At 72.2% G+C, this 24,186-nt stretch carries 21 protein-coding genes and 2 tRNA genes; 8 read left to right on the plus strand and 15 right to left on the minus strand.

Translation table 11 applies throughout. The features are described 5' to 3' along the window. Positions 1 to 37 precede the first annotated feature (37 nt). The 5 genes from clpX to AB0F01_RS04300 all read right to left on the minus strand — a co-directional run bounded on the left by clpX (position 38) and on the right by AB0F01_RS04300 (position 5,065). The gene (clpX, locus tag AB0F01_RS04280; RefSeq protein ID WP_362089748.1) at positions 38 to 1,324 is read right to left on the minus strand and encodes an ATP-dependent Clp protease ATP-binding subunit ClpX; all 1,287 of its coding nucleotides are present in this window, start codon (positions 1,322 to 1,324) and stop codon (positions 38 to 40) included. 181 nt (positions 1,325 to 1,505) lie between these two features. Then, positions 1,506 to 2,210 (minus strand): ATP-dependent Clp protease proteolytic subunit, encoded by a 705-nt coding sequence (locus tag AB0F01_RS04285; RefSeq protein WP_362089750.1) that lies wholly within the window; start codon positions 2,208 to 2,210, stop codon positions 1,506 to 1,508. A 112-nt stretch (positions 2,211 to 2,322) separates the two neighbouring features. Continuing rightward, the gene (locus tag AB0F01_RS04290; protein WP_030858107.1) at positions 2,323 to 2,928 is read right to left on the minus strand and encodes an ATP-dependent Clp protease proteolytic subunit; all 606 of its coding nucleotides are present in this window, start codon (positions 2,926 to 2,928) and stop codon (positions 2,323 to 2,325) included. Between the two features lie 467 nt (positions 2,929 to 3,395). After that, the gene (gene tig / locus AB0F01_RS04295; RefSeq protein ID WP_362089752.1) at positions 3,396 to 4,808 is read right to left on the minus strand and encodes a trigger factor; all 1,413 of its coding nucleotides are present in this window, start codon (positions 4,806 to 4,808) and stop codon (positions 3,396 to 3,398) included. A gap of 180 nt (positions 4,809 to 4,988) precedes the next feature. Beyond that, positions 4,989 to 5,065, minus strand: a tRNA-Pro gene (locus AB0F01_RS04300). A 164-nt stretch (positions 5,066 to 5,229) separates the two neighbouring features. Between AB0F01_RS04300 and AB0F01_RS04305 the strand changes: the two genes are divergently transcribed. Next, positions 5,230 to 5,300, plus strand: a tRNA-Gly gene (locus tag AB0F01_RS04305). A 215-nt stretch (positions 5,301 to 5,515) separates the two neighbouring features. Here AB0F01_RS04305 and AB0F01_RS04310 read toward each other — a convergent pair. After that, positions 5,516 to 5,899, minus strand: coding sequence for a DUF1330 domain-containing protein (locus AB0F01_RS04310; protein WP_362089754.1), 384 nt, complete (start codon positions 5,897 to 5,899; stop codon positions 5,516 to 5,518). 287 nt (positions 5,900 to 6,186) lie between these two features. Beyond that, positions 6,187 to 6,381: a hypothetical protein gene (locus AB0F01_RS04315; protein WP_362089755.1), complete on the minus strand. Its 195-nt coding sequence runs from the start codon at positions 6,379 to 6,381 to the stop codon at positions 6,187 to 6,189. Positions 6,382 to 7,041: 660 nt separating this feature from the next. On the opposite strand from AB0F01_RS04315, the gene AB0F01_RS04320 reads away from it, so the two are divergent. Continuing rightward, on the plus strand, positions 7,042 to 8,244 hold the full coding sequence (locus AB0F01_RS04320) for an acyltransferase family protein (protein WP_362089757.1): 1,203 nt from the start codon (positions 7,042 to 7,044) through the stop codon (positions 8,242 to 8,244). Between the two features lie 167 nt (positions 8,245 to 8,411). Here AB0F01_RS04320 and AB0F01_RS04325 read toward each other — a convergent pair whose 3' ends face one another. Beyond that, a complete protein-coding gene (locus AB0F01_RS04325) occupies positions 8,412 to 8,894 on the minus strand; it encodes an HD domain-containing protein (protein WP_362089759.1) in 483 nt (160 codons plus the stop codon). Positions 8,895 to 9,045: 151 nt separating this feature from the next. Next, the gene (locus AB0F01_RS04330; RefSeq protein WP_362089761.1) at positions 9,046 to 10,221 is read right to left on the minus strand and encodes a PP2C family protein-serine/threonine phosphatase; all 1,176 of its coding nucleotides are present in this window, start codon (positions 10,219 to 10,221) and stop codon (positions 9,046 to 9,048) included. A 164-nt stretch (positions 10,222 to 10,385) separates the two neighbouring features. Between AB0F01_RS04330 and AB0F01_RS04335 the strand changes: the two genes are divergently transcribed. Continuing rightward, complete coding sequence (locus AB0F01_RS04335; protein ID WP_362089763.1) at positions 10,386 to 11,660, plus strand: GNAT family N-acetyltransferase; 1,275 nt, start codon at positions 10,386 to 10,388, stop codon at positions 11,658 to 11,660. Between the two features lie 333 nt (positions 11,661 to 11,993). Here the strand turns inward: AB0F01_RS04335 and AB0F01_RS04340 are convergent, their stop codons facing one another. The 4 genes from AB0F01_RS04340 to AB0F01_RS04355 form a co-directional block, all read right to left on the minus strand. Further along, positions 11,994 to 12,821 carry a DNA-formamidopyrimidine glycosylase family protein gene (locus AB0F01_RS04340; protein ID WP_362089765.1) on the minus strand — a complete coding sequence of 276 codons (828 nt, stop codon included), beginning with the start codon at positions 12,819 to 12,821 and terminating at the stop codon, positions 11,994 to 11,996. Positions 12,822 to 12,934: 113 nt separating this feature from the next. Continuing rightward, complete coding sequence (locus AB0F01_RS04345) at positions 12,935 to 13,420, minus strand: ribose-5-phosphate isomerase (protein ID WP_362089767.1); 486 nt, start codon at positions 13,418 to 13,420, stop codon at positions 12,935 to 12,937. Positions 13,421 to 13,573: 153 nt separating this feature from the next. Next, on the minus strand, positions 13,574 to 13,972 hold the full coding sequence (locus AB0F01_RS04350; protein WP_362089769.1) for a hypothetical protein: 399 nt from the start codon (positions 13,970 to 13,972) through the stop codon (positions 13,574 to 13,576). Positions 13,973 to 14,619: 647 nt separating this feature from the next. After that, positions 14,620 to 15,204, minus strand: coding sequence for a biotin transporter BioY (locus AB0F01_RS04355; RefSeq protein ID WP_362089771.1), 585 nt, complete (start codon positions 15,202 to 15,204; stop codon positions 14,620 to 14,622). A 536-nt stretch (positions 15,205 to 15,740) separates the two neighbouring features. On the opposite strand from AB0F01_RS04355, the gene AB0F01_RS04360 reads away from it, so the two are divergent. From AB0F01_RS04360 to AB0F01_RS04370, 3 genes are all read left to right on the plus strand, one after another. Then, on the plus strand, positions 15,741 to 17,120 hold the full coding sequence (locus AB0F01_RS04360; protein WP_362089773.1) for an amino acid permease: 1,380 nt from the start codon (positions 15,741 to 15,743) through the stop codon (positions 17,118 to 17,120). Positions 17,121 to 17,254: 134 nt separating this feature from the next. Then, positions 17,255 to 17,902 carry a superoxide dismutase gene (locus AB0F01_RS04365; protein ID WP_362089775.1) on the plus strand — a complete coding sequence of 216 codons (648 nt, stop codon included), beginning with the start codon at positions 17,255 to 17,257 and terminating at the stop codon, positions 17,900 to 17,902. A gap of 196 nt (positions 17,903 to 18,098) precedes the next feature. Beyond that, the gene (locus AB0F01_RS04370) at positions 18,099 to 18,341 is read left to right on the plus strand and encodes a hypothetical protein (RefSeq protein WP_362089777.1); all 243 of its coding nucleotides are present in this window, start codon (positions 18,099 to 18,101) and stop codon (positions 18,339 to 18,341) included. Between the two features lie 104 nt (positions 18,342 to 18,445). On the opposite strand, the gene AB0F01_RS04375 is transcribed toward AB0F01_RS04370, so the two are convergent. After that, positions 18,446 to 19,093, minus strand: a complete 648-nt coding sequence (locus AB0F01_RS04375; protein WP_362089779.1) for a DsbA family protein — start codon at positions 19,091 to 19,093, stop codon at positions 18,446 to 18,448. A gap of 164 nt (positions 19,094 to 19,257) precedes the next feature. Here AB0F01_RS04375 and pepN point away from each other — a divergent pair, with 164 nt between their 5' ends. Then, positions 19,258 to 21,870 carry an aminopeptidase N gene (gene pepN / locus AB0F01_RS04380; protein ID WP_362089781.1) on the plus strand — a complete coding sequence of 871 codons (2,613 nt, stop codon included), beginning with the start codon at positions 19,258 to 19,260 and terminating at the stop codon, positions 21,868 to 21,870. A 337-nt stretch (positions 21,871 to 22,207) separates the two neighbouring features. Continuing rightward, positions 22,208 to 23,245, plus strand: a complete 1,038-nt coding sequence (locus AB0F01_RS04385; protein WP_362089783.1) for a hypothetical protein — start codon at positions 22,208 to 22,210, stop codon at positions 23,243 to 23,245. Positions 23,246 to 23,478: 233 nt separating this feature from the next. On the opposite strand, the gene AB0F01_RS04390 is transcribed toward AB0F01_RS04385, so the two are convergent. Beyond that, a complete protein-coding gene (locus AB0F01_RS04390; RefSeq protein WP_362089785.1) occupies positions 23,479 to 23,940 on the minus strand; it encodes an NUDIX hydrolase in 462 nt (153 codons plus the stop codon). Positions 23,941 to 24,186: the final 246 nt, after the last annotated feature.

A 24,186-nucleotide genomic window follows, 5' to 3' on the forward strand; every position in this document is an offset into this window, starting at 1 on the left:
TCGTCGACCGGGGCCCCTCCGCCTGTCTGCTCGGCGGCTACGCCGTCTTCTGCTCCCCGGGCCCGCGGCCCCGCGCGTCGCGCGGGATGAGCGTCGGGTTGACGTTGGAGAGGACCACGTCGGCGGTGATGACGACCCGGGCGACGTCCTTGCGGGACGGCACCTCGTACATCACGCCCTGGAGGACCTCCTCCATGATGGCGCGCAGACCGCGCGCGCCGGTCTGCCGGAGGATGGCCTGGTCGGCGATGGCCTCCAGCGCCTCACGCTCGAAGTCCAGCTCCACACCGTCGAGTTCGAACAGCCGCTGGTACTGCTTGACGAGCGCGTTGCGCGGCTCGACGAGGATCTGCAGCAGGGCCTCGCGGTCGAGGTTGTGGACCGAGGTGAGGACCGGGAGCCGGCCGATGAACTCGGGGATCATGCCGAACTTGACCAGGTCCTCCGGCATGACCTGCTCGAACTGGTCCTTGCTCTCCAGCTCCCGCTTGGAGCGGATCGTCGCGCCGAAGCCGATGCCCTTGGCTCCCGCCCGGCCCTCGATGATCTTCTCCAGGCCCGCGAAGGCGCCGCCCACGATGAACAGCACGTTCGTCGTGTCGATCTGGATGAACTCCTGGTGCGGGTGCTTGCGCCCGCCCTGCGGCGGGACGGAGGCCGTGGTGCCCTCCAGGATCTTCAGCAGGGCCTGCTGGACGCCCTCGCCGGAGACGTCGCGCGTGATCGAGGGATTTTCACTCTTCCGCGCGACCTTGTCGATCTCGTCGATGTAGATGATCCCGGTCTCGGCCTTCTTGACGTCGTAGTCGGCCGCCTGGATCAGCTTCAGCAGGATGTTCTCGACGTCCTCGCCCACGTACCCGGCCTCGGTGAGCGCCGTGGCGTCGGCGATCGCGAAGGGGACGTTCAGCATGCGGGCGAGCGTCTGCGCCAGCAGGGTCTTGCCGGAGCCCGTGGGGCCCAGCAGGAGGATGTTGGACTTCGCCAGCTCGATGGCGTCCTCGCGGCCCTGCGCGCCGCCGTTCTCGCCGGCCTGGACCCGCTTGTAGTGGTTGTACACCGCGACGGAGAGGGCCTTCTTGGCCGCCTCCTGGCCGACCACGTACCCCTCGAGGAACTCGTAGATCTCGCGGGGCTTGGGAAGCTCCTCCCAGCGGACCTCGCTGGTCTCGGCCAGCTCCTCCTCGATGATCTCGTTGCAGAGGTCGATGCACTCGTCGCAGATGTACACACCGGGCCCTGCGATGAGCTTCTTGACCTGCTTCTGGCTCTTGCCGCAGAACGAGCACTTGAGCAGATCGCCGCCGTCACCGATGCGTGCCACGGTGTGCTTCCCCTTCGCCTGGGAGACGACTGGACGTCAACGTCCAGCGGCTCCTGGTGCTGCCTTATGTCCGACGGTACCTTGCCGGGCCCCCCGTCCGGGCCCCCCTTGGCACGGTTCGCTGTGACGTGGACCGGGTCAAACCGTGCCAAGGGGCGGCAGATGTCACGCCCCGCCCGCGTCAGCGCAGGCTGGAGTTGTCCAACTTGCGGGTGGTGATGATCTGGTCGATCAGGCCGTACTCCAGCGCGTCCTCGGCCGTGAGGATCTTGTCGCGCTCGATGTCCTCGCGGATCTTCTCCAGCGGGCGGGTGGAGTGCTTGGCGAGCATCTCCTCCAGCTGGGTCCGCATCCGCAGGATCTCGTTGGCGGCGATCTCCAGGTCCGAGACCTGACCGCGGCCGGTCTCGCTGTACGGCTGGTGGATCAGCACGCGGGCGTTCGGCAGGGCCATCCGCTTGCCGGGCGTGCCGGCGGCGAGCAGGACGGCGGCGGCGGAGGCGGCCTGGCCCATGCACACCGTCTGGATGTCCGGCTTCACGTACTGCATGGTGTCGTAGATCGCCGTCAGCGCGGTGAACGAGCCGCCGGGGCTGTTGATGTAGACCGAGATGTCACGGTCGGGGTCCATCGACTCCAGGCACAGCAGCTGCGCCATGACGTCGTTGGCGGAGGCGTCGTCGATCTGGACGCCGAGGAAGATCACCCGCTCCTCGAAGAGCTTCGCGTACGGGTCGTACTCGCGGATGCCCTGCGAGGTGCGCTCGACGAAGCGCGGGATGACGTAGCGGGACTCGGCCTGCGGGCCGGTGTACCGGGCCTGGGAGGCGCTCATGTCCTGCGCGGACATGCGGTCGTACAGGCCGCGGCCGGGGAAGTCGTTCACGGTTTCTCCTGAAAGGGGCTTAGGCGGTCGGCTGGGGCTTCTGGGGCCGCACCGGTCACCGGTGAGGGCGAGCCGGTGGGGCCCACGGGGCGGGCGGGCCCCGTGGGGCCGGTCAGGCCCCGGTGCCGCCGCCGCCCGGCATGCCGGCGGCCGTGGCGATCACGTCGTCGATGAGGCCGTACTCCTTGGCCTCGAAGGCGTCGAACCAGCGGTCGCGGTCGGAGTCGCGGGTGATCTGCTCGACCGTCTGACCGGTGTGCTGGGCCGTGAGCTCGGCCATGCGCTTCTTGGTGTGCAGCAGCCGCTCGGCGTGGATCTTGATGTCCGAGGCCGAACCGGCGAGACCGGCGGAGGGCTGGTGGATCAGGATCTCGGCATTGGGCAGCGCGAAGCGCTTGCCGGGGGTGCCCGCGCTGAGCAGGAACTGACCCATCGAGGCCGCGAGGCCCATCGCGATCGTCACCACGTCGTTCTTGATGTACTGCATGGTGTCGTAGATCGCCATGCCGGCCGTGATCGAGCCGCCGGGGCTGTTGATGTACAGGTAGATGTCCTTGTCCGGGTCGGAGGCAAGGAGCAGCAGCTGTGCGGTGATCTTGTTGGCGATGTCGTCGTCGACCGGCTGGCCGAGGAAGATGATCCGCTCGCCCAGCAGCCGGTTGTAGACCTGGTCGCCGAGGCCACCACCGATGGAAGGCTCTCCGGCGGCTGAGGGCATCAGATTCGTCACGTATCCACCTGCTCGTCTTACGACGGCGCCGGGCCGTCTCACGTTTCCCTGCGGGGCTGGGGCCGTTTCGGTGACTCACCTGCCCTGGTATTCAAGGACCCTAACGCGGTGGCCTCGCCGGGGAATCCCGGTAACGGGAGTGTTCGCCGGGGGCGTACTTCTCACGGGCCGACCAGGCACGGGTGCAGGGCGCGGGAGTCGGGCACGGGCAGTCGCGCGGGAGGCCGGGCACGGGCGGCCGGGCTCCCGCGCGCGGCGGCAGCGGGGCGGCAACGGGGCGGCGCGACCGGGCCGCGGGCCGTGCGGGCGTCGGCGGGTGCCCCCGGGGGCGGTGCGGGCCTGACTCCGGTTCTACGCTCGGGGTCATGCTCCGGGTCCTGCTCCGGGGAGCGGACGGGCCCCGGGCACGCTGGGTGCCCGGGGCCCGTCCGTCACTCACGAGGGTGCCGTACGGCTCAGCCCTCGGACTTCTTCTCCTCGGCGGACTCGGCCACCTCGGCGGACTCCGTGGCCTCGGCGGCTTCGGCAGCCTCGACGGTCTCGCCGGCCTCGTCCTCGTCGTCGTCCAGGTCGACGACCTCGCCGTTGGTGTCCTTGACGGTGGCCTTCTCGACCACGACGGCCAGGGCCTTGCCGCGGGCGACCTCGCCGACCAGGAGCGGAACCTGACCGCCCTCGACGACCGCCTGAGCGAACTGGTCGGGGGACATGCCGGAGGAGGCGGCCCGCCGCATGAGGTGCTCGGTGAGCTCCTCCTGGTTGACGTTCAGCTTCTCCTGCTTGACGAGCTCGTCCAGCACGAACTGGGTCTTGATGCCCTTGATCGCGGCTTCGCGGGTCTCGGTCTCGAACTCCTCCTCGGTCTTGCCCTGGATCTCCAGGTACTTCGCGAGGTCGAGGCCCATCTGACCGAGCTGGTGGTGCTCGAGGTTGTGCTTGCGGGTGTTGATCTCGTCCTCGAGCAGCTTCTCGGGGACGGGCACCTCGACCAGTTCGAGCAGCTTCTCCAGGACGCGCTCCTGGGCCTGCGTGGCCTGGTCGAACTGCTTCATGTTCTCGAGGCGCTTGCGGCTGTCCGCGCGCATCTCCTCGAGCGTGTCGAACTCGGAGGCGAGCTGCGCGAAATCGTCGTCCAGCTCGGGCAGTTCGCGCGCGGCGACCTGGGTGACCTTGACGGTGACCTCGGCCTCCTTGCCGGCGCCGGTGCCGCCCTTCAGCTCGGAGGTGAAGGTGGCCTCCTCACCCGCGGACAGGCCCTTCACGGCGTCGTCGATGCCGTCCAGCAGTTCACCGGAGCCGATGGTGTAGGAGACGCCGTCGGCGACACCGTCCTCCAGCACCTCGCCGTCGACCTTGGCCTTCAGGTCGATGGTGACGACGTCGCCGTCACCGGCGGCGCGCTCGACCGGGGTGGTGGAGGCGAAGCGCTCACGCAGCTGCTCGACCGACTGGTCGACGTCCTCCTCGGTGACCTCGACGGCGTCGACCTCGACCTCGATGCCGGAGTAGTCCGGGATCTCGATGGCGGGGCGGATGTCGACCTCGGCGGTGAAGTTCAGCGTCTCGCCGTCCTTCAGCTCCGTGATGTCGACCTCGGGCTGGCCCAGCGGGTTCAGCTCGGCCTCGTTGACCGCGTCGGTGTAGAACTTCGGGAGGGCGTCGTTGACGGCCTCCTCCAGGACCGCACCACGGCCGAACCGCTGGTCGATGACCCGGGCCGGGACCTTGCCCTTGCGGAAGCCCTTCACCGTGACCTGCTGGTTGATCTTCTTGTACGCCGCGTCGAGGCTGTCCTTGAGCTCCTCGAAGGGCACCTCGACAGTGAGCCGAACCCGGGTCGGGTTCAGGGTCTCCACGGCGCTCTTCACGGTTCGGTCTCCTTGTGGCTGACTTCTTGGTTTCCGCCGGTACCAGAACGGCACGGCCGATGCGTCGCCCGGAGGACTTCATCAGACGCTCGGAGAGCTGAGAGACACGGGCGTGCAGCTTGATACTAACGGCAGCGACTACGGCGCCCAAAGGCGATCATCGGTGGACGATCCGGTGACTGGTCGGGGTGGCGGGATTTGAACCCACGGCCTTCCGCTCCCAAAGCGGACGCGCTACCAAGCTGCGCCACACCCCGTCTGGTGCGACGAGTAGGGTACATGGCCCCGCGCGTTCCGGCCTCGGCATTTCCCGGGCGCGGTGCGGCGGGACGCCGGCGGGGGCGGGGGTGTGCGGCGAACGCCTCCGACCCGCTACGATGCCTGTCAGCGCCGTCGGCCACCCGGCCTGCGGCACGCGTGTGCGGGCGTAGCTCAATGGTAGAGCCCCAGTCTTCCAAACTGGCTACGCGGGTTCGATTCCCGTCGCCCGCTCGGTACGGCTCAGGGCCAGGCGGAGGGTCATTCCTCCGACCTGGCCCTGGCTGCTTTCGGGGGGACGATCAGGGGGCCGCCGTGCCCCTGGGGTGCCCGTGTGCCCCTTGAGGTCCGGTCTTCGTTCTTCCTCGGCTGTGCGAATGCGGTTCCCGTCTGCGCGGGCACGGTTCCCGCCGGTGCGGATGCGATTCCCGTCGGCGGACGCGTTCCCGTCACCCCCTCGGCGTCTCCGTGACGGGTGCGGTCGTTCGTCCGGCGGGCGGGGAGGCGCGAAGGGCGCGTGCGGTGGCTGCCGGGTCGTAGTCGTCGGGGACGCCCTCGACCAGGATGATGTCGCCGTCGATGTGGCGGGCGCGCAGCGGGGCGATCTCGCGGTAGGCGGGCGAGTCCCACCAGGCGCGGGCCTCGGCGGGGCCGGGGAAGCCGATCATGACCACGTGGCCGGGCCAGGCGCCCTCCTTCACCTCGTGCGCGGTGCCGTGCACGAGGAAGCGTCCGCCGTAGGGCTCGAAGGTCGCCGGGATGCGCTCGATGTACGCGGCGATCTCCGGGTGCGGGGCGGCCTCCTGGAGACGGGCTATGACGTAGGCGGGCATGGGCCGGGTCCTTCCGGTTCGGTCGGCTGTGTACGGCCGAGCGTGCCGGGCCGGCGCTTCCCGTGTCGATGACCTCTGAGGTAAGGGACGGGGAGGGCGGCGGGGGCCGGAGGCCGAGGGCCGCGGCCGGGACCGCCGCTGCCGCCCGTCTCCCCAGGAGGCCGCCCCGCACCCGGAGGTCCGGGGGCCCGGCAGGGCGCCCGTCGCCGGAGGCCCGCGGGTGCCCGTCCCTCACTGACCGTCGTGCCGCCCGTCACCTGCGGGGCGTACCTCGCCGGGGCACCCGGTCAGAAGCTGATGGAGTTGATCGTCTCCGCTATCGAGTTGAGGAACCGGTTGATGGACGGGGCCATACCGGTCGAGGCGAGGAAGAAGCCGAAGAGGATCGCCACGATCGCGGGGCCCGCCTTGATGGAGCCGCCTCTCATCAGCACCACAAGGATGATTGCCAACAGCAGCACCACTGACAGTGAAATGGCCACAACTGATCACACCCTCGATCGGTCCGCACACTCCCGGCCCGGGACGCGCGACCCCGCGCACCCCGCCAGGACCATCGTGCCACCAACGGAGCCGCCCTATGCGGCCGGTGACGCATCATCCGCCCTCCGGAGTCGGCGGCCGTCGGGCGGGGACCCTCCGACCGGCCGGACGGCAGGGCGGGCGGCGGACTGAACGGTGCGGCGTCGCACGGTAATTCGAGGCGCCACCCGGACCGGGAATTCGGCGGCATCGTTTCACATTCCCCACACCTCGTTCGCAGCCAATTCGAATTGTGGTCACGGGTGTTCCGGCTTGCCCGCCGGAAGGCCGGGAAGTGGACCGAAGCGATCGCTCCGTTGGGGGCGGTTCGCCCTGCCTGCACACCCTTCGTCCCGGATGAATCCAGACAAGAGGGGCGCAGGTGGTGCACAGAACCCTTACCGGAACGGCACGTTGAGGATGTGTCGACCGTCACGCTCTCCGAGGCGTCGGCATTAGCGAATCGGGGGTACCCGGGAGGGATTACCGGTAATGACGTCGGGCGTTTTACGAATACGCGCGGACAACGCTAGGGTGCCTCAGATGTTTCACGCTGCCTCGTCCCCCGCAAGCGCAGCGAGCTTCCCGCTCCTGACCCCGAGTTCTTCCAGGGAGGGTCAGTGACGACCTCGCCGCGACCGAACGGCAACCAACGCGGTACGCCTCCCCCTCCGGACCGGTCCCCGGCGTCCGGGGTGCCGAGTCCGCCCTCCGCGCCCGACGCCGAGCGGACGGCGCGCGGCCCGGCCGTCCCTGCGGGCAAACGGCGTGACGCGTTCTTCGACAACGCCAAGTACCTGGCCATCGTGCTGGTGGCGGTCGGACACGCCTGGGAGCCCCTGAGGAGCGACAGCCGGTCCGTCGATGCCGCCTACATGGTGGTGTACGCGTTCCACATGCCGGCGTTCATCCTCATCTCCGGGTTCTTCTCGCGCAGTTTCGACATGCGCCCCGACCGGCTGCAGCGGCTGGTCACCGGTGTCGCCGTCCCGTACATCGTCTTCGAGACGGCGTACCCGCTGTTCAAGCGGTACATGGACAACGACCCCGAGCACGAGATCAGTCTCCTCGACCCCTGGTACCTGACCTGGTTCCTGTGCGCGCTGTTCATCTGGCGGCTCACCACGCCGATCTGGAAGGCCGTGCGGTACCCGCTGCCGCTGGCCCTCCTGATCGCGGCCCTGGCGAGCGTCTCCCCCGGGATCGGGGACGACCTGGACCTCCAGCGGGTGCTGCAGTTCCTGCCGTTCTTCGTGCTGGGCCTGTGCCTGAAGCCGGAGCACTTCCACATGGTGCGCCGCCGGTCGGTGCGGATCGCCGCGGTGCCGGTGTTCGCGGCCGCGCTGGCGTTCGCGTGGTGGGTCGCCCCTGTCCTGAACGCGGGCTGGTTCTACCACCGTGACTCCGCGCAGGAGCTGGGGGCGCCCTGGTGGGCCGGTCCGGTCATGGTGCTGGCCCTCTTCGGGTGCTCGCTGGTGCTGACCGCCTGCTTCTTCGCCTGGGTGCCGGGCCGCCGCACGTGGTTCACGGCGCTCGGCGCGGGCACGCTGTGCGGCTACCTGCTGCACGGGTTCGTGGTGAAGACGGCCGACTACCGCGGCTGGTTCGAGCTGTCCGTGCTCGACGGGCCGTTCGGCGCGGTGCTCGTCACGGTGCTGGCCGCTGCCATGGTGACGCTGCTGTGCACCGCCCCGGTACGGCGGGTCTTCCGGCCGGTGATGGAGCCCGCCATGGACTGGGCGTTCAAGCGGGACCGGGCCGAGCCGGCGCGGGAGCGCGCGCAGGACGCGCCGCGGGAGGCGCGCGAGAAAGTCTCCGCCTGAGCCAGCCGAGCCGTGGGACGGTCGACGGCTCGGCCTGCCAGGCCGATCGTCCGACCGGACGGCCGTCCTTCCCGCCGCCCGGCCGGAAGGACGGCCGGACGGACGACTGGCTGATGCTCGACCGACCGACCGGCCCACCGCCCCTGACGCGGCGCCCCCGCCCGGGGTCAGGGGCGGTCCGCCGACAGACCGAGGAGTGCGCGCATGCGCGCGTACTTCTCGGTCAGCCGTGTCCGGGTGGGTCCGTCCAGCACCGCCAGCCGCGCCGGGTCGGCGTTGTGCGCCAGGTCCGCCGCCTTGACGAGCAGCGCGCCGGGGGTTGCCAGGATGCGCGCCGCGTACGCCTCCGGCGGCTCCCCCGCCCGCTTGGTGACCGCGCGCACGATGTCCTTGGTCCGCTCGGTCAGGGCGGCCCCCTCCAGCCACTCCGGCGCCAGCCGGCCGTCCTCGACGGCGTCGTGCAGCCAGGCCGCCGCGATCTGCTCGGTGTCGCCGCCCCGCGTGCGGACGCCGTCGGCGACGGCCGCCAGGTGCTCGGCGTAAGGGCGGCCCGCCTTGTCGGTCTGGCCGTCGTGCGCGGCGCGGGCGACGGCCTCGACCTCGGCCGGGGACAGGTACGGCGACGGGCTGCTGCGCGGTGTCTCGGTCACGCGATCAGTGTGCACCGGGCGCCGCGGCGGCGACCGGCGGCCGCCGACCGACGACGACCGTCCCCGGCGGACGGCCGTCCGGTGCCCGCGACCGGTCCCGGGCGCGGCGGGCGGCGGGCGGCGGGCGGGTGAGCGGTAGGGGGCGGGCCCGTCAGCGGTGGCCGGCCGTGGGGCCCTCGCGGCAGATCAGCAGCAGGGCGCGGTCGTCGTTGACGTCCTTGGCGACGGCCTCGATGAGGTGCCAGGCGGCGCCGTGGAAGCCGCCGGCCACGTAGCGGTCGGCCTCGCCGGTGAGGCGGTCGATGCCCTCCACGATGTCCCGGTCGGAGGTCTCCACCAGGCCGTCGGTGAACAGCATCAGCACGTCACCGGGGCGCAGCGAGCCCTTCACCGGGTCGAACTGGGCACCGTCGTACACGCCCAGCAGCGGGCCGTCGGCGGCCTTCTCCTCCCAGCGGCCGGTGCCCGCGCTGAGCTGGAGGCCCGGCGGGTGCCCGGCGGTGTACAGCTCGTAGTCGCCGGAGTCCAGGTCCAGGACGAGGTGGATGGAGGTGGCGAAGCCCTCGTCCCACTCCTGGCGCAGGAGGTAGCCGTTGGCGGCCGGGAGGAAGGCGTGCGGCGGCAGGCTGCCCAGGAGGCCGCCGAAGGCGCCGGAGAGCAGCAGGGCGCGGGATCCGGCGTCCATGCCCTTGCCGGAGACGTCGGTGAGCACGACTTCGAGCGTGCGGCCGCCGTTGGTGCGGGCCGCGACGACGAAGTCGCCGGAGAAGGACTGGCCGCCCGCGGGCCGCAGGGCCATCTCCTGGTGCCATCCGCCGGGGAGGGCCGGGAGCTGGCTCTGCACCCGGATGCGTTCGCGGAGGTCGAACAGCATGGTGCCGCCGCGCCGCCAGGGCACGCCGACCCGGCTGCGGAACTGGGCGACGAGCAGGCCGAAGAACCCGCAGGCCGCGACGGTCAGGACGACGCCCGGGGTGACCCGGGCCGCGCCCTCGGTGTACGGGCCCAGCTGGACGGCCTCGACGATGAGCGCGGTGGCCGCGACGGCGTACAGGCCGAGCAGGCTGGCCGGGCGGAGCAGCAGCCCGCCCGCGACGATCGGCAGGACCAGGGCGGCCGGCGGGCACCAGACGGAGTTGGCGAGCGTGCCCGCCGTGAGGAGCGGGATGGTCAGCAGCAGGCCGGCCAGGGCGACCCAGTCCGACCCGTTGCCCCGGAAGTAGTCCACGGCGGCCCGGCGCACGCCGACGCGGGCCCGGTGCCACTGCTTCTTGCACCGGGCCGTGAACGTCTCGGCGGCCGACCGCCGTTCTCGTGCTGCTGCCATTGGTTCGGGACCCTATCGATCGGACCGGCCGCTTGGCACGGGAGGTCCTGGTTGTCCCCCGTAGCGGGGACCGACTTCACAGTGAACTTCACCGCACGCCGTCGCGGGGCCCGGGGTGGGAAATTACCTCGCTCCGCCCACGTCGCGGCTGGTAGGCATGGGGCATGGAGAGCGAACGGACGAGCACGGCGGACACGGCGGACACGGCGGACACGGCGGGCGGACCGCGGGTGCTGCGGCAGGACGAGTGGGACCGGTGGTACGGCACGCTCATCCGCGCCTTCGGCGGAGTGCCCGAGTCCGACGAGGAGACGGAGCTGTGGGAGGCACTGGCCGAGTTCGACCGGTCCATCGGCCTGTGGGACGGCGAGGTGTGCGTGGCCACGGCCGGCGCGTTCTCGTTCCGGCTGACCGTGCCCGGCGGGGCGGCCGTGCCGGCCGCGGGCGTCACCATGGTCGGCGTCGCGCCGACGCACCGGCGGCGGGGGCTGCTCACGCGGATGATGCGGCGGCAGCTGGACGACGTACGGGCCTGGGGCGAGCCGCTGGCCGTGCTCACGGCGTCCGAGCCGCCGATCTACGGCCGGTTCGGCTACGCGGCGGCGACCCAGCAGCTCGGCGCCACGATCGACACCAGCAGGGTCACCCTGTCCGTTCCCGACGGCACGGACGACGTACGGCTGCGCTACGCGGATCCCGTCGACGTCCTGGACACGTGTGAGGCGATCTACGCCCGGCTGGTGCCGCTGCGGCCGGGCATGCTGGCCCGCGGGCCGGGTTGGGAGCGGGTGCCGGTGCTGGACCCGGCGAGCGACCGGGGCGGCGGCTCCCCCCTGCAGTGCGTCGTCGCGGAGCGGGACGGGGAGACCGTCGGCTACGCGCGCTTCCAGGTGAAGCCGGAATGGGGTCCGGCCGGGCCCGCGGGCACGGTGGTGCTGCGGGACGTGGCCGCCCTGGACCCGGCGGCCGACGCGGCCCTGTGGCGGTTCCTGTTCGACGTCGACCTGACCTCGACGCTGGTGGTGCGCAACCGGCCGGTCGACGACGCCTGGCAGTACCTGGTGTCCGACACCCGACGCTGCCTGCCGACCCTGCGGGACGGGCTGTACGTGCGGCTGGTCGAAGTGGGGGACGCGCTGGCAGCCCGGACCTACCAGGCGCCGGTGGACGTCGTGTTGGAGGTCGAGGATGCCTTCTGCCCGTGGAACGCGGGGCGTTGGCGGATCAGCGGCGACGTCAAGGGGGCGTCCTGCGAGCGGACCACGGACGCGGCCGATCTCGCCCTCTCGGTGCGGGAGTTGGGGGCGGCTTACCTGGGCGGTGTGAGCCTGGCGGCGCTGGCGCGTGCCGGCCGGGTGCGGGAGCTGCGGCAGGGCGCGCTGGCGGAGGCGTCCGTCGCCTTCGGCGGCGTCACGCCCTGGCTGCCGCACGGCTTCTGAGCGGCGTCACGCCCTGGCCGCCGAACGGCTCCTGAGCGGCGGCGGGCAGGGCCGGGGGCGGCACCGCACCTCGTCCCACCGGCGGGGGGCGGCGCCGCGTCCGACCGGCGGGGGCGGCGCCGCGTATCGGCGGGGGCGACTCGGAAGGGGCGCCGTCACGGCGCGGACAGGGCGCGGGCAGGCACGGTCAGGGCGCGCCGACGAGAAGGAAACCCGGACCCGGACCCGCCCCCTCCCTGGGTTCCCCGGGGGCTCCCTGGGGTGCCTCGGCGTGCTCGGGCGCTGCACCGACCTCCGGGGTGCCCGGGGGCCGGTCGGGGCCCGCGAGCGCCGTCAGGCGCGTTGGCAGCCCGGGCACCAGAAGAGGTTGCGGGCGGCCAGGCCGGCCGTGCGGATCTCCTCGCCGCAGACGTGGCAGGGCCGGGCGGCCCGGCGGTAGACGTAGACCTCCCCGCCGTGGTCGTCGACGCGCGGCGGGCGTCCCATGGCCTCCGGGGTGTGCTCGGGGCGCACGGTGTCGATGCGGTTGGTGCGCACGCCCTCCCGCATCAGCATGACCAGGTCGGCCCAGATCGCCTCCCACTCGCCCGGGGTGATGTCCCGGCCCGCGCGGTAGGGGTCGATGCCGTGCCGGAAGAGGACCTCGGCACGGTAGACGTTGCCCACGCCCGCGATGACCTTCTGGTCCATCAGCAGCGCGGCGATCGTCGTACGGCTGCGGCTGATCCTGCGGTAGGCGGCGGCCGGGTCGGCGTCGGGGCGGAGCGGGTCGGGGCCCAGGCGGTCGTGTATCGCGCGCTTCTCGGCGTCGTTGACGAGGGCGCAGGTGGTGGGGCCGCGCAGGTCGACGAAGGTGCGGTCGTCGGCGAGACGCAGCCGCACGGTGTCGGTGGGCGGCGGCGCGGGGGCCGACCCGAAGGCGACCTTGCCGAAGAGGCCGAGGTGGATGTGGACCCAGTCGGTGTGCTCGGGGTCGGGGTCGCGGAAGCCCAGGAAGAGGTGCTTGCCGTGGGCGTCGGCCGTGTGCAGGGGGCTGTGGTCGAGCAGGGCGGCCGCGTCGCTGAACTTGCCCTGGGGGCTGGTGACCCGGAGCGGGCCGCGGCCCGCGAAGGCGGCCGCGTAGTCCTCGGCCAGCCGGTGAATGGTGTGGCCCTCCGGCACGGCGTCCTCTCTCCCGGCCGGTCGCGTCCCGACCGGCCGCTGGCTGTGGCAGCCCGCGCGACCGCCCCACCGGCGGATCGTGCTGTCCTCCGGCGGGGCGGCGCGCGGCCCGGTTACTGCTGGGGGTGGTGGGCGGGGATCGGGGGCAGGTCGCCGCTGGTCTCGTACGCGGAGAGCATGTCGATCCGGCGGATGTGGCGCTCGTCGCCGGAGAACGGCGTGCCCAGGAAGACCTCCACGAACTTCACCGCCTCGTCGAGGCTGTGCATGCGCGCCCCGACGGCGACGACGTTGGCGTTGTTGTGCTGGCGGCCCAGGGCGGCCGTCTCCTCGCTCCACGCCAGGGCGGCCCGCACGCCCTTGACCTTGTTCGCGGCGATCTGCTCGCCGTTGCCCGAGCCGCCGATCACGATGCCGAGGGCGTCGGGGTCCGCGGCCGTGCGCTCGGCGGCGCGCAGGCAGAAGGGCGGGTAGTCGTCCTGGGCGTCGTAGATGTGGGGCCCGCAGTCGACGGGCTCGTGGCCGGCGCCCTTGAGCCACTCGACGAGGTGGTTCTTGAGTTCGTATCCGGCATGGTCGGAACCGAGGTACACGCGCATGGACAGAGTGTGGCACGGCGACCGCCGGGGGGCGGCGCGGGGTGGATGCGCCGGCCGCGCACGGAGGCGCGGGGCCTCCTGGGGACAGCGCATCCGTCGCAGCCATCCACGGCGACGATGGTGTGCGGTCACTATGACGATGGCGTGCGGGACCTATTCCGAATCGGGGTGCATCTGCACCCATCGGCCGTCGATGAATTTCATCTCCACGCCGTAATACGGCTGCGGCGGGATATCCGGCCGCTTGCCGCGTTGTGGTGCTGTGGACGGCTTGGGGCGAACGGCAGACCGCACCTTCGCGGCACCCGCCTTCTTTTTCGCGTCACGTTTACGCAACGCGTCGATCCGCTTGAGGAGTTCGGCACGGCTGATGTCCTTCGGTGCCCGGGTGAGGACGGTCGCAGGCGTCGCCGAACGGGGCGCCGAAGGGGCCCTGGCCGCCTGGCAGGAGCGGTGCAGCGGCTGCCCGCCCGCGGTGAGGACCAGCTTCTTCCTGGAGACCGGAAGACGGCACAGGACACAACGCTCGAGTGCAGGCTTGGGCCTGGCCACGTCGGACACGAAATCCCCCCAGATGATGGCGCCTCAGTGGGACATCAGAATAGATGCCCCGGTGACAACGCGGGAGAGTTCGGACGGAAACAGGTCCCACACCGCCCGGCAATTCGCTCACGAACGGAAAGCCGAACCCGCCTGCCCCACCGCCCAGCTACCAGCTCGGCCGGGCATGACACCGTGAGCCGGTCCTCGGCCATGCCCGGGAACGGAACAGTCTCGCCGCCCATCACCGACCGAATGCGTTTTCGAGCGGTCGATCGGCAGGTGAATGCTGGTGGGCCCAGCCGGCTGGAATACGGACGGACGAGATCGGAATGGCCGTCGACGCACCGGCGGGGTCGTTGCTGACGTTCCGCGCACCGAGCGCTTTCGTGCTCACGAGGGGCGGGGCGGGCCCGGGTGGTACCGCCGGCGTCGGCGGACCGGCCGGTCCCCTCGGCTCTCGCCGGCGGGCGCGGGCCGAGGGAACCGGCGAGGGCAGCGGCACGACGAAGGCCCGCCCGCCGTACCGGGCGGGCCGGGTACGGCGGGCGGGCCTTCACACCTCGCGGCGGTCGCCGTGGTGAGCGCGCGGTCGTGGCGGTCGTGGCCCTCGGCGGCGCTGGCGGGCGGCGTGGTGGCCGTGCCGCCATGGCCGTCGGTCAGCGCTTGTCGGCGAGCTTCCAGGCGGTGGGCAGCAGGCCCATGGCCAGGGCGGCCTTGAGGGCGTCGCCGATGAGGAAGGGGGTGAGGCCGGCCGCGATCGCGGCGGAGGCGGACATGCCGGTGGCGAGGGCCAGGTAGGGCACGCCGACGGCGTAGATGACGGCGGAGCCGAGCAGCATCGAGCCGGCCGTGCGCCACACGGAGCGGTCGGCGCCGCGCCGGGCGAGGGCACCGACGAGGGCGGCGGCGAGCACCATGCCGAGCACGTAGCCGAAGGAGGGCATGCCGAAGCCGGAGGTGCCCTGTGCGAACCACGGCACGCCCGCGAGGCCGGCCAGCGCGTAGAAGGCGAGCGAGAGGACGCCGCGGCGGGCGCCGAGGGCGGTGCCGACGAGCAGGGCGGCGAAGGTCTGGCCGGTCACCGGCACCGGGGAGCCGGGGACGGGCACGGCGATCTGCGCGGCGACGCCGGTGAGGGCGGCACCGCCGAGGACCAGGGCGGCGTCCCGGACGCGGGAGGCCGGGAGGAGGTCGGCGAGGACCAGTCCGGGGCGGGCGGTGGTGGCGGCGGCTGTGCTCATCGGGACTCCGCTGGGTGAGGGCAGTTGGGGACACCGTGACGCTATCCCGGCCCGCTCGCGCCGATCACCGTCAGCGGTCGACAAAGGCGGGGTCACGGGCTTGGTGGGCTCCTGACAAAGTAGGCGGGTCACACCTCACGGGAGGTGACCCCGGTCACTGAGGCACCGAGGCTTGTCTCACCCCGGGTGCGGCGCGGGCGTCTGTAGGGTTCCGCCAATCGGGCCGCCCGAGATCGGACGGACGGGACGGGCCCGGCTCGCGTCGCCGCCCGTGGCCTCCGTACGGCAGGTCATGGGGTGGGCACCGAGCGTGCGCCGGGTGTCCGTATCGTGGGCGGTGGCCGCCCGGCGGGTGTTCCGGCACCCAGACTGTCGGCGTTTTGCCGGGCGCCGTCCACGCGGAGGCCCCACGCCTCGCCGCACACACCACAGGGCGCGACGGTCCCGCCGCTCACCGCGGAGGGGACGCGCCGCCCCGTCCGCGGCCGGCCGCCCGTTCCGCACGTCCCCCCACGTCTACGCATTGGACGAACCACGTGTCCAACACCTCCCTGACCGAGCCGTCGCAGTCGGACGGCACCTCCCTGTCGCACGGCCTGAAGCAGCGGCACCTGTCGATGATCGCCCTCGGCGGGGTGATCGGCGCCGGGCTGTTCGTCGGATCCGGCGCGGGCATCGCGGCCGCCGGGCCGTCGATCGTCCTCGCGTACACCCTCTCCGGCCTGCTGGTCATGCTGGTGATGCGGATGCTCGGCGAGATGTCGGCCGCGTATCCGTCGTCGGGGTCGTTCTCGGCGCACGCCGAGCGGGCGATCGGCCCGTGGGCGGGCTTCACGGCGGGCTGGTCGTTCTGGGTGCTGCTGTGCACGGCGGTGGGACTGGAGGGCATCGGCGCAGCGAAGATCGTCACCGGCTGGCTGCCGGGCACGCCCGAGTGGGCGTGGGTGGCGTTGTTCATGGTGGTGTTCTGCGCGACGAACCTGGCGGCGGTGAAGAACTTCGGCGAGTTCGAGTTCTGGTTCGCGGCGCTGAAGGTCGGCGCGATCAGCCTGTTCCTGGTGCTGGGCGTGCTGGCGGTGGCGGGCGTCCTGCCGGGCACCGACTCGCCGGGCGGCGCGAACCTCACCGAGCTGCTGCCGAACGGCGCCGAGGGGCTGGTGATCGGGCTGCTGGCGTCGGTGTTCGCGTACGGCGGCCTGGAGACGGTGACCATCGCGGCGGCCGAGTCGGAGGACCCGGTCCGCGGCGTGGCGAGCGCGGTGCGCACGGCGATGTGGCGGATCGCGCTGTTCTACATCGGCTCGATGGCGGTCATCGTCACCCTGGTGCCGTGGGACTCCCCGGCGGTGGTCGAGCAGGGCCCGTACGTCGCCGCCCTGGACCGGCTGGGCATTCCGGGCGCCGGTCAGCTGATGAACGTGGTGGTGCTGGTCGCGCTGCTGTCGGCGATGAACGCGAACATCTACGGCGCCTCCCGGATCGGCTACTCGCTGGTGGAGCGCGGGCAGGGCCCGAAGGTGCTCGGCCGGGTGTCGGGCGGGGTGCCGCGGGTCGCGGTGCTGGCGTCGTCGGTCTTCGGTTTCCTGTGCGTGCTGCTGAGCTACTGGCGGCCCGACGACGTCTTCTCCTGGCTGCTGAACATGATCGGCGCGGTGATCCTGATCGTCTGGATCTTCATCGCGGTGTCGCAGCTGCGGCTGCGCCGCCGGCTGGAGCGGGAGGCGCCGGAGCGGCTGACCGTGCGGATGTGGGCGTTCCCCGTGCTGACGTGGGTGGCGCTGGCCGGCATGGCGGCGGTGTTCGTGCTGATGGCGCGGGAGCCGGACACGCGCGTGCAGCTGTACTCGACGGGCGGCATGACGCTGTTCCTGTCGGCCGTGGGCTACGCCTGGCAGCGGGCGCGCGCCCGCGCCTGACCCCTCCCCCTCCGGACGAAGGCCCTCGCGGACACGCGGGGGCCTTTTCCTGTACCGGGGACGCGTGCGGACGCTTCTGCTGTTAGCGTGCAGTTGCAAGCCTTTTGCAATAAGAGGTTCGGAGGGGACCCCACATGCCCGTGTACACGCTGCCCGACCTGCCCTACGACTACTCCGCGCTGGCCCCCGTCATCAGCCCCGAGATCATCGAGCTGCACCACGACAAGCACCACGCGGGCTACGTCAAGGGCGCCAACGACACGCTGGAGCAGCTCGCCGAGGCCCGGGACAAGGAGTCCTGGGGCTCGGTCAACGGGCTGGAGAAGAACCTGGCGTTCCACCTCTCCGGGCACATCCTGCATTCGATCTACTGGCAGAACATGACCGGTCCGAAGGAGGGCGGCGGCGAGCCCCTGGCGCAGGACGGCGTGGGCGAGCTCGCCGACGCGATCACCGAGTCCTTCGGCTCCTTCGCCGGTTTCAAGGCGCAGCTGTCCAAGGCGGCGGCGACCACGCAGGGCTCCGGCTGGGGCGTGCTGGCGTACGAGCCGCTGAGCGGGCGCCTGATCGTGGAGCAGGTCTACGACCACCAGGGCAACGTGGGCCAGGGCGCCACCCCGCTCCTGGTCTTCGACGCCTGGGAGCACGCCTTCTACCTCCAGTACCGGAACCAGAAGGTCGACTTCATCGAGGCCATGTGGCAGGTCGTCAACTGGCAGGACGTGGCCCGGCGCTACGAGGCCGCCAGGTCCCGCGCGGACGTCCTGCTGCTCGCTCCCTGAGTTCCCTGAGTTCCCCGGGTTCCCGAGTCCCCTGAGCGGGACCTGCCGCCGCCCGCTCCCCGGAGGGAGCCCCGAGCGTCCTGCCTCGTGATCGTCTTCTCACCGTTCACCCGGCAGGCGGAAAAGAGGGAAGCCCCCGCGACGACGTGAGTCGCGGGGGCTTCCTGCTGCGGGCACCCCGGGGCAGAGTGGGGCGATGCCGACACCGAGAACCATGAAACTGCCCTGCTGGACGTGCGGAACGGAGCAGCGGCACCGTCAGCTGACCCGTACGGAGCAGGACTGGCTCAAGGAGCGGCTGGGCCGCGCGGGGGTCAACGAGTTCTGGCTCTGCGAGAACGTCCTCGACGCGGACACCGGCCGGCAGTGCCGCAACCTGCGCACCGGGTTCGTCATGAAGCCGTTCCCCAAGGCCGTCCGCGCGCCCGTCCCTGAGTGACCGGGAGCCGGAACAGGGCGGGGCGGCGGGGGCGCCGCCGCGCCGTGCGCCGCCCGGACGCCAGCCGGACGCCACCCGTCGCCCCGCGGCGACGGGGCGGCGGCTCACAGGTTGCTGAAGTCGGGCCCCTTGGTGCGCGAGCGCTTGATCTCGTAGAAGCCGGGGACGGAGGCGACCGCGACGGTGCCGTCCCACAGGCGGCCGGCCTCCTCGCCCTGCGGCGCCGGGGTGACGACCGGGCCGAAGAAGGCGATCTGCTCGCCGTCGGCGCCGGGCACCGCGATGACCGGGGTGCCGACGTCCTGGCCGACCTTCTCGATGCCCTCCTTGTGGGAGGCGCGCAGCTGCGCCTCGTACGGGGTGGCGTCCCAGTGTTCCATCAGCGACTCGGGCAGCCCGACGTCCTTCAGGGCGGCGGCGACGGTCTCCTTGCCGGGGCCCTCGTCACGGTTGTGGATGCGGGTACCGAGCGCGGTGTACAGGTCGCCGAGGACATCGGCCCCGTGCTCCTCCTGGGCGGCGATGACGATCCGGACCGGGCCCCACGCCTTGGTCTCGAGCAGTTCGCGGTACTCCTCGGGCAGCTCGTCCAGCCGGTCCTCGTTCAGCACCGCGAGGCTCATCAGGTGCCAGCGCACCTCGATGCTGCGCACCTTCTCCACCTCCAGCACCCAGCGCGAGGTCATCCAGGCCCAGGGGCACAGCGGGTCGAACCAGAAGTCGACGGGGGTGGGGGTGGACTGCTCGGACATGTCGCTCCTCACTCAGGGGCCGCGGAACCGCGAAACGGCGAAACGGGTGCTTCCCCGGGGAACACCGGGGCGGGTCCCGGGCATTCCCGGCTGCCCGGCGACAGGGGCGCATGGCAGGATCGGTCCTGTTCAGCCATGTCGACGACGCATGAGGAGTGCCACCCGTGCCCGGTGAGAATCTGACCCGCGACGAGGCCCGGGAACGGGCCGCCCTGCTCTCGGTCGACGGGTACGAGGTGTCCCTCGACCTGCGCTCGGCGACCGGGGACGCGGGCGGTGAGGGCCCCCGGACCTTCCGCTCGGTCACCACCCTGCGGTTCCGCTGCGCCGAGCCGGGCGCGAGCAGCTTCGCCGACCTCATCGCGCCCAGCGTGACGGCCGTCTCCCTCAACGGGCGGGACCTGGACCCGGGCGAGGTCTTCGACGGCACCCGGATCCTGCTGGAGGACCTGGCCGCCGACAACGAGCTGATCGTCGACGCGCAGTGCGCCTACTCCCGCACCGGCGAGGGCATGCACCGCTTCGTCGACCCCGAGGACGGCGAGGTGTACCTGTACACCCAGTACGAGCCGGCCGACGCGCGCCGGGTCTTCGCCAACTTCGAGCAGCCCGACCTCAAGGCCCCGTACCGCTTCGAGGTGCGCGCGCCGGAGGGCTGGACGGTGTGGAGCAACGGCGTCGGCGAACAGACCGACGGGGTGTGGCGGTTCGCCGAGACCAAGCCGATCCCGACGTACATCACCTGCGTCGTCGCCGGCCCGTACCACTACGTCACGGACTCCTACGAGCGGGTCTTCGAGGACGGCAGCCGCCTGGAGATCCCGCTCGGCGCGATGTGCCGCAAGGCGCTGGCTCCGCACTTCGACGCCGACGACGTGTTCCTGGTGACCAAGCAGGGCCTGGACTTCTTCCACGACCACGTCGACTACCCGTACCCGTTCGGCAAGTACGACCAGGCGTTCGTGCCCGAGTACAACCTGGGCGCCATGGAGAACCCGGGGATGGTGACCTTCCGCGAGGAGTTCATCTTCCGCGGCAAGGTCACCCAGGCCTCCTACGAGGGGCGGGCCAACGTCATCCTGCACGAGATGGCGCACATGTGGTTCGGCGACCTGGTCACCATGGAGTGGTGGGACGACCTGTGGCTGAAGGAGTCCTTCGCGGACTTCATGGGCGCGTTCGCGCTGGTCGGCGCCACCCGCTTCACCGACGGGTGGATCACCTTCGCCAACCGCCGCAAGGCGTGGGCCTACCGCGCCGACCAGCTGCCCTCCACCCACCCGGTCACCGCCGACATCCGTGACCTGCAGGACGCCAAGCTCAACTTCGACGGCATCACGTACGCCAAGGGCGCCTCCGTGCTGAAGCAGCTGGTGGCGTACGTGGGCCAGGACGCGTTCCTGGAGGGCGCCCGGCGCTACTTCAAGCGGCACGCCTACGGCAACACGCGCCTGAACGACCTGCTGTCGGTGCTGGAGGAGACCAGCGGCCGGGACATGGCGGCCTGGTCGCGCGCCTGGCTGCAGACGGCCGGCGTCAACTCCCTCACCCCGCAGGTGCTGCTGACCGCCGACGGCCGGATCGACGAGCTGGCGGTGGTGCAGGAGGCGGCCGAGTCCCACCCCGAACTGCGCCCGCACCGGGTGGCGATCGGCCTGTACCGGCGCACCGCCTCCGGCGCCCTGGAGCGGTACGCCCGCGCCGAGGCGGACGTGGACGGTGCCCGCACGGTCGTCGGTGAACTCGCCGGGGCCGAGGCGCCGGAGCTGGTCCTGGTCAACGACGACGACCTCACCTACTGCAAGATCCGCTTCGACGCGACCTCGCTGGCCACCCTGCGCGAGCACCTCGGCGCGCTCACCGACCCGCTGGCCCGCGCCCTGTGCTGGTCGGCGCTGTGGAACATGACCCGCGACGCGCTGCTGCCCGCGCGGGACTTCATCGGCCTGGTGCTGCGCTTCGCCGGGCGGGAGACCGACATCGGCGTGCTCCAGATGCTGCACGCCTGGGCCGAGTCGGCCCTCGTCCACTACACGGCACCCGCCCGGCGGGAGGAGGCCGGCCTGCGCCTCGCCGAGGGGGCCCGGCGCGAGCTGGAGAGCGCGGGGGCGGGCAGTGAGCAGCAGCTGGCCTGGGCGCGTTTCTTCGCCTCGGTGGCCTCCTCGCCGGGCGACCTGCAACTCCTCCAGGACCTGCTGTCCGGCACGGCCACGGTCGACGGGCTGGACGTCGACCAGGAGCTGCGCTGGGCGTTCCTGGAGTCGCTGGCCGCGCACGGCGTCGCGGACGAGAAGGCGCTGGCCGAGGAGCTGGCCCGGGACGACACCGCCTCCGGCAAGCGGCACCAGGTCCGCTGCCTGGCGGCCCGGCCGTCGGCGGAGGTCAAGGCGCGCTGCTGGGAGCAGGTCGTGGAGTCCGACGCGCTGTCCAACGCGCTGGTGGAGGCCACCATCGCGGGCTTCGCCCGGCCGTCCCAGCGGGAGCTGCTCGCCCCGTACGCGGAGAAGTACTTCGCGGCGATCGAGCGGGTCTGGTCCGAGCGGTCGATCCAGATCGGCATGGACGTGGTGCGGGGGCTGTTCCCGTCGTACCAGGACTCGCCGGAGACGCTGGCCGCGACGGACGCCTGGCTCGCCTCCCACGAGGACGCCCCGCCCGCCCTGCGCCGCCTGGTCCTGGAGGCCCGGGACGACCTGGCCCGGGGCCTGCGCGGGCAGCGGCGCGACGCGGAGGCCGGCTCCGTGGCCGACGGGGACGGGGACGGCGCGGAGGTCTGACGAGGACGGGACGGAGGTCTGACGGGGACCGCGCGGAGGCCTGACGAGGACCGCGCGGAGGTCCGACGAGGACCGCGCGGAGGCCTGACGAGGACGGCACGGAGGTCTGACGGGGGCCGCGCGGAGGTCTGACGAGGACCGGGCTTTGGGCCGGACCTCGCTCTGCGCGACCGTTACGAACTTCAGGCAATCATGGCCGTAACCCCTGGTCCACACCCGAATGGACCAGGGGTTTTCGGCATCCGAACACGCGTCCTTTAGTGCAGGCTTGTCCCCGTTTGTCGACGGACGTGTAACACGGGTTCGCAGGCCGACGCGGCACGGGAAATTGCCGGTCATGACCCACAACACCCCGCTCTCCCCCCGCCCCCTGCACCACCTCGCCGACGTCCGCCGCCGGGTGCTGACCACCGCCCAGTTGCGCGCCCACGGCGTGTCCGCCGCCGAGACGAACGAGCAGTGCCGCCCCGGCGGTTCCTGGCAGCAGCTCCTCCCCGGTGTCGTCCTGCTCCACCCCGGGCCGCCGACCAGCGAGGAGCGGTTGCACGCGGTGCTGCTGTACACGGCACGGGAGCGGTCCGTGAGCGTCCCCGTGCAGCCCGGACGGGACACCGTGCCGGCCTCCCCCTACGGCGAGGCGATGATCACCGGACTGGCCGCGCTCACCCTGCACGGCTTCGCCGGGACCCCTCCGCTGCCCTCGCTGGAGGCCCTGGACGTCCTGGTGCCCCGGCTGCGCCGTCTGCGGTCCACGGGGTGCGTCCGCATCGTCCGCACCTCGGCGCTGCCGCCCGCCGAGCAGGTCACCGGCCTGCCGGTGGCCCCGGTGGCGCGCGCGCTGGCGGACGCGGTGACCCGGCTGGACGACGCCGTGGCGGTGCGCCGGCTGCTGACCGAGGCGGTGCGCGGCGGCCACTGCGACGCGGCGTCGGTGGTGCGGGAGCTGACCCGGGCGCGGCTGCTGAACCGGCCCCACGTGGTCGACGCGGTGGACACCCTGGTGGCGGAGGGCCGGGCGGCCGCGGAGGACCGCCTGTACGCGATGGTGCGCGAGCAGGGTCTGCCGGACCCGTTGTGGAACGTCGACCTGCGGCTGCCCGGCGGTCCCCACCTCGGTGGTCTCGACGCCTACTGGCCGGACCAGGCGGTCGCGGTCGAGCTGGACACCCGTTCCCCCCGCCCGGACGACGACGCCCTGTGGTCGGAGTACGCCCGCCAGCGGGAGGTGCTGGAACGCCTCGGCATCACGGTCGTGCACGTCACCCCGCGCAAGCTGCGCGACGCCCCGGAGCAGCAGGCAGCCGTGGTCCGCACCGCCCTGATGGCGGCGCCGGACCGCGAGCCGGCCGCCTATGTCGTGGTGCTGCCCCGGTAGGGGGCCGGAGCAGCATCCCGCGAGGAGGGGAGCGGAGGGGCCGCCGGACGCATGGCGGCCCCTCCGCGTGTCCGGCGGCGCGAACCCTCGGCACGCGGAGGGCGCTCCGGCGTGGCACGCGGAGGGGGCGCGGGCCTGATCCGCGGAGGAGACGCGTGCCCGACACGGAAGGGCAACGGCCCCGGCGGAGCGAGGCGGGGCGCGGGGCCCGGCGGAGGGCCGCGCGGGCCCGGTCAGTCCGGGGCGGGGGTCACCCGTCCCGCCGCCGGGCGTTCCCGCCAGAGGTCCAGGGCGATGTCGACCATGGGGACGTGGACCAGCCCGGGGACGGCGTCCAGGGGGTGCCAGGCGGCGAGTTCGGTGCTGCCGCCGACCTCGTTGCGCAGCTCACCGCCGGCGATCCGGCCCTCGTAGACCAGCTGGACGCCGTGGTGGTCGGCGGGACGGCCGAGGCGGCGGGCGGGGAGGGTGCGGCGGAAGGAGTTCACGCCGAGCAGGCCGGTGACCTCGATGAGGTAGCCGGTCTCCTCCTCGACCTCCCGGCGCACGGTGTCGTAGGGGTCCTCGCCGTGCTCCATGCCACCGCCCGGCATGACCCACTCGGAGGGCCCGCCGGGCACGGGTGAGCGGGCGAGCAGGAGCTGTCCGTCGCGTACCACCACGGCGTAGGCCGCCACCCTCAACGTCTTGCGCACCCACGGACGTTAGCGCCGGACCGGGCGTTCCGGCAGGTGGTTTTCCGGGCGGTCCGGGCACGTCGACGGCGTCGCGGAGGCGAGGGGCGACTTGCCCGCTTAGGGGGACATCGACCCATAAGCGCATCGGGGGTTTTCCCCATACATCCATTTCGTTTTCGGTCAACACTCCCCAAACACCTGCCCCTTGCGACAGGCTCTGCGATCGTCCGGGTTCCTGTTCCGGACGTTCGCGACCAGGGCGGA

Origin of the sequence: Streptomyces sp. NPDC029526, assembly GCF_040637405.1 — a bacterium.
Lineage (GTDB): Bacteria > Actinomycetota > Actinomycetes > Streptomycetales > Streptomycetaceae > Streptomyces.

Coding starts and splice junctions, on each gene's coding strand:
- AB0F01_RS04290 (WP_030858107.1), bottom strand. CDS start 2,928: ATGCCCTCAGCCGCCGGAGAGCCTTCCATCGGTGGTGGCCTCGGCGAC.
- AB0F01_RS04310 (WP_362089754.1), bottom strand. CDS start 5,899: ATGCCCGCCTACGTCATAGCCCGTCTCCAGGAGGCCGCCCCGCACCCG.
- AB0F01_RS04330 (WP_362089761.1), bottom strand. CDS start 10,221: ATGGCAGCAGCACGAGAACGGCGGTCGGCCGCCGAGACGTTCACGGCC.
- AB0F01_RS04335 (WP_362089763.1), top strand. CDS start 10,386: ATGGAGAGCGAACGGACGAGCACGGCGGACACGGCGGACACGGCGGAC.
- AB0F01_RS04345 (WP_362089767.1), bottom strand. CDS start 13,420: ATGCGCGTGTACCTCGGTTCCGACCATGCCGGATACGAACTCAAGAAC.
- AB0F01_RS04355 (WP_362089771.1), bottom strand. CDS start 15,204: ATGAGCACAGCCGCCGCCACCACCGCCCGCCCCGGACTGGTCCTCGCC.
- AB0F01_RS04365 (WP_362089775.1), top strand. CDS start 17,255: ATGCCCGTGTACACGCTGCCCGACCTGCCCTACGACTACTCCGCGCTG.
- AB0F01_RS04370 (WP_362089777.1), top strand. CDS start 18,099: ATGCCGACACCGAGAACCATGAAACTGCCCTGCTGGACGTGCGGAACG.
- AB0F01_RS04375 (WP_362089779.1), bottom strand. CDS start 19,093: ATGTCCGAGCAGTCCACCCCCACCCCCGTCGACTTCTGGTTCGACCCG.
- AB0F01_RS04385 (WP_362089783.1), top strand. CDS start 22,208: ATGACCCACAACACCCCGCTCTCCCCCCGCCCCCTGCACCACCTCGCC.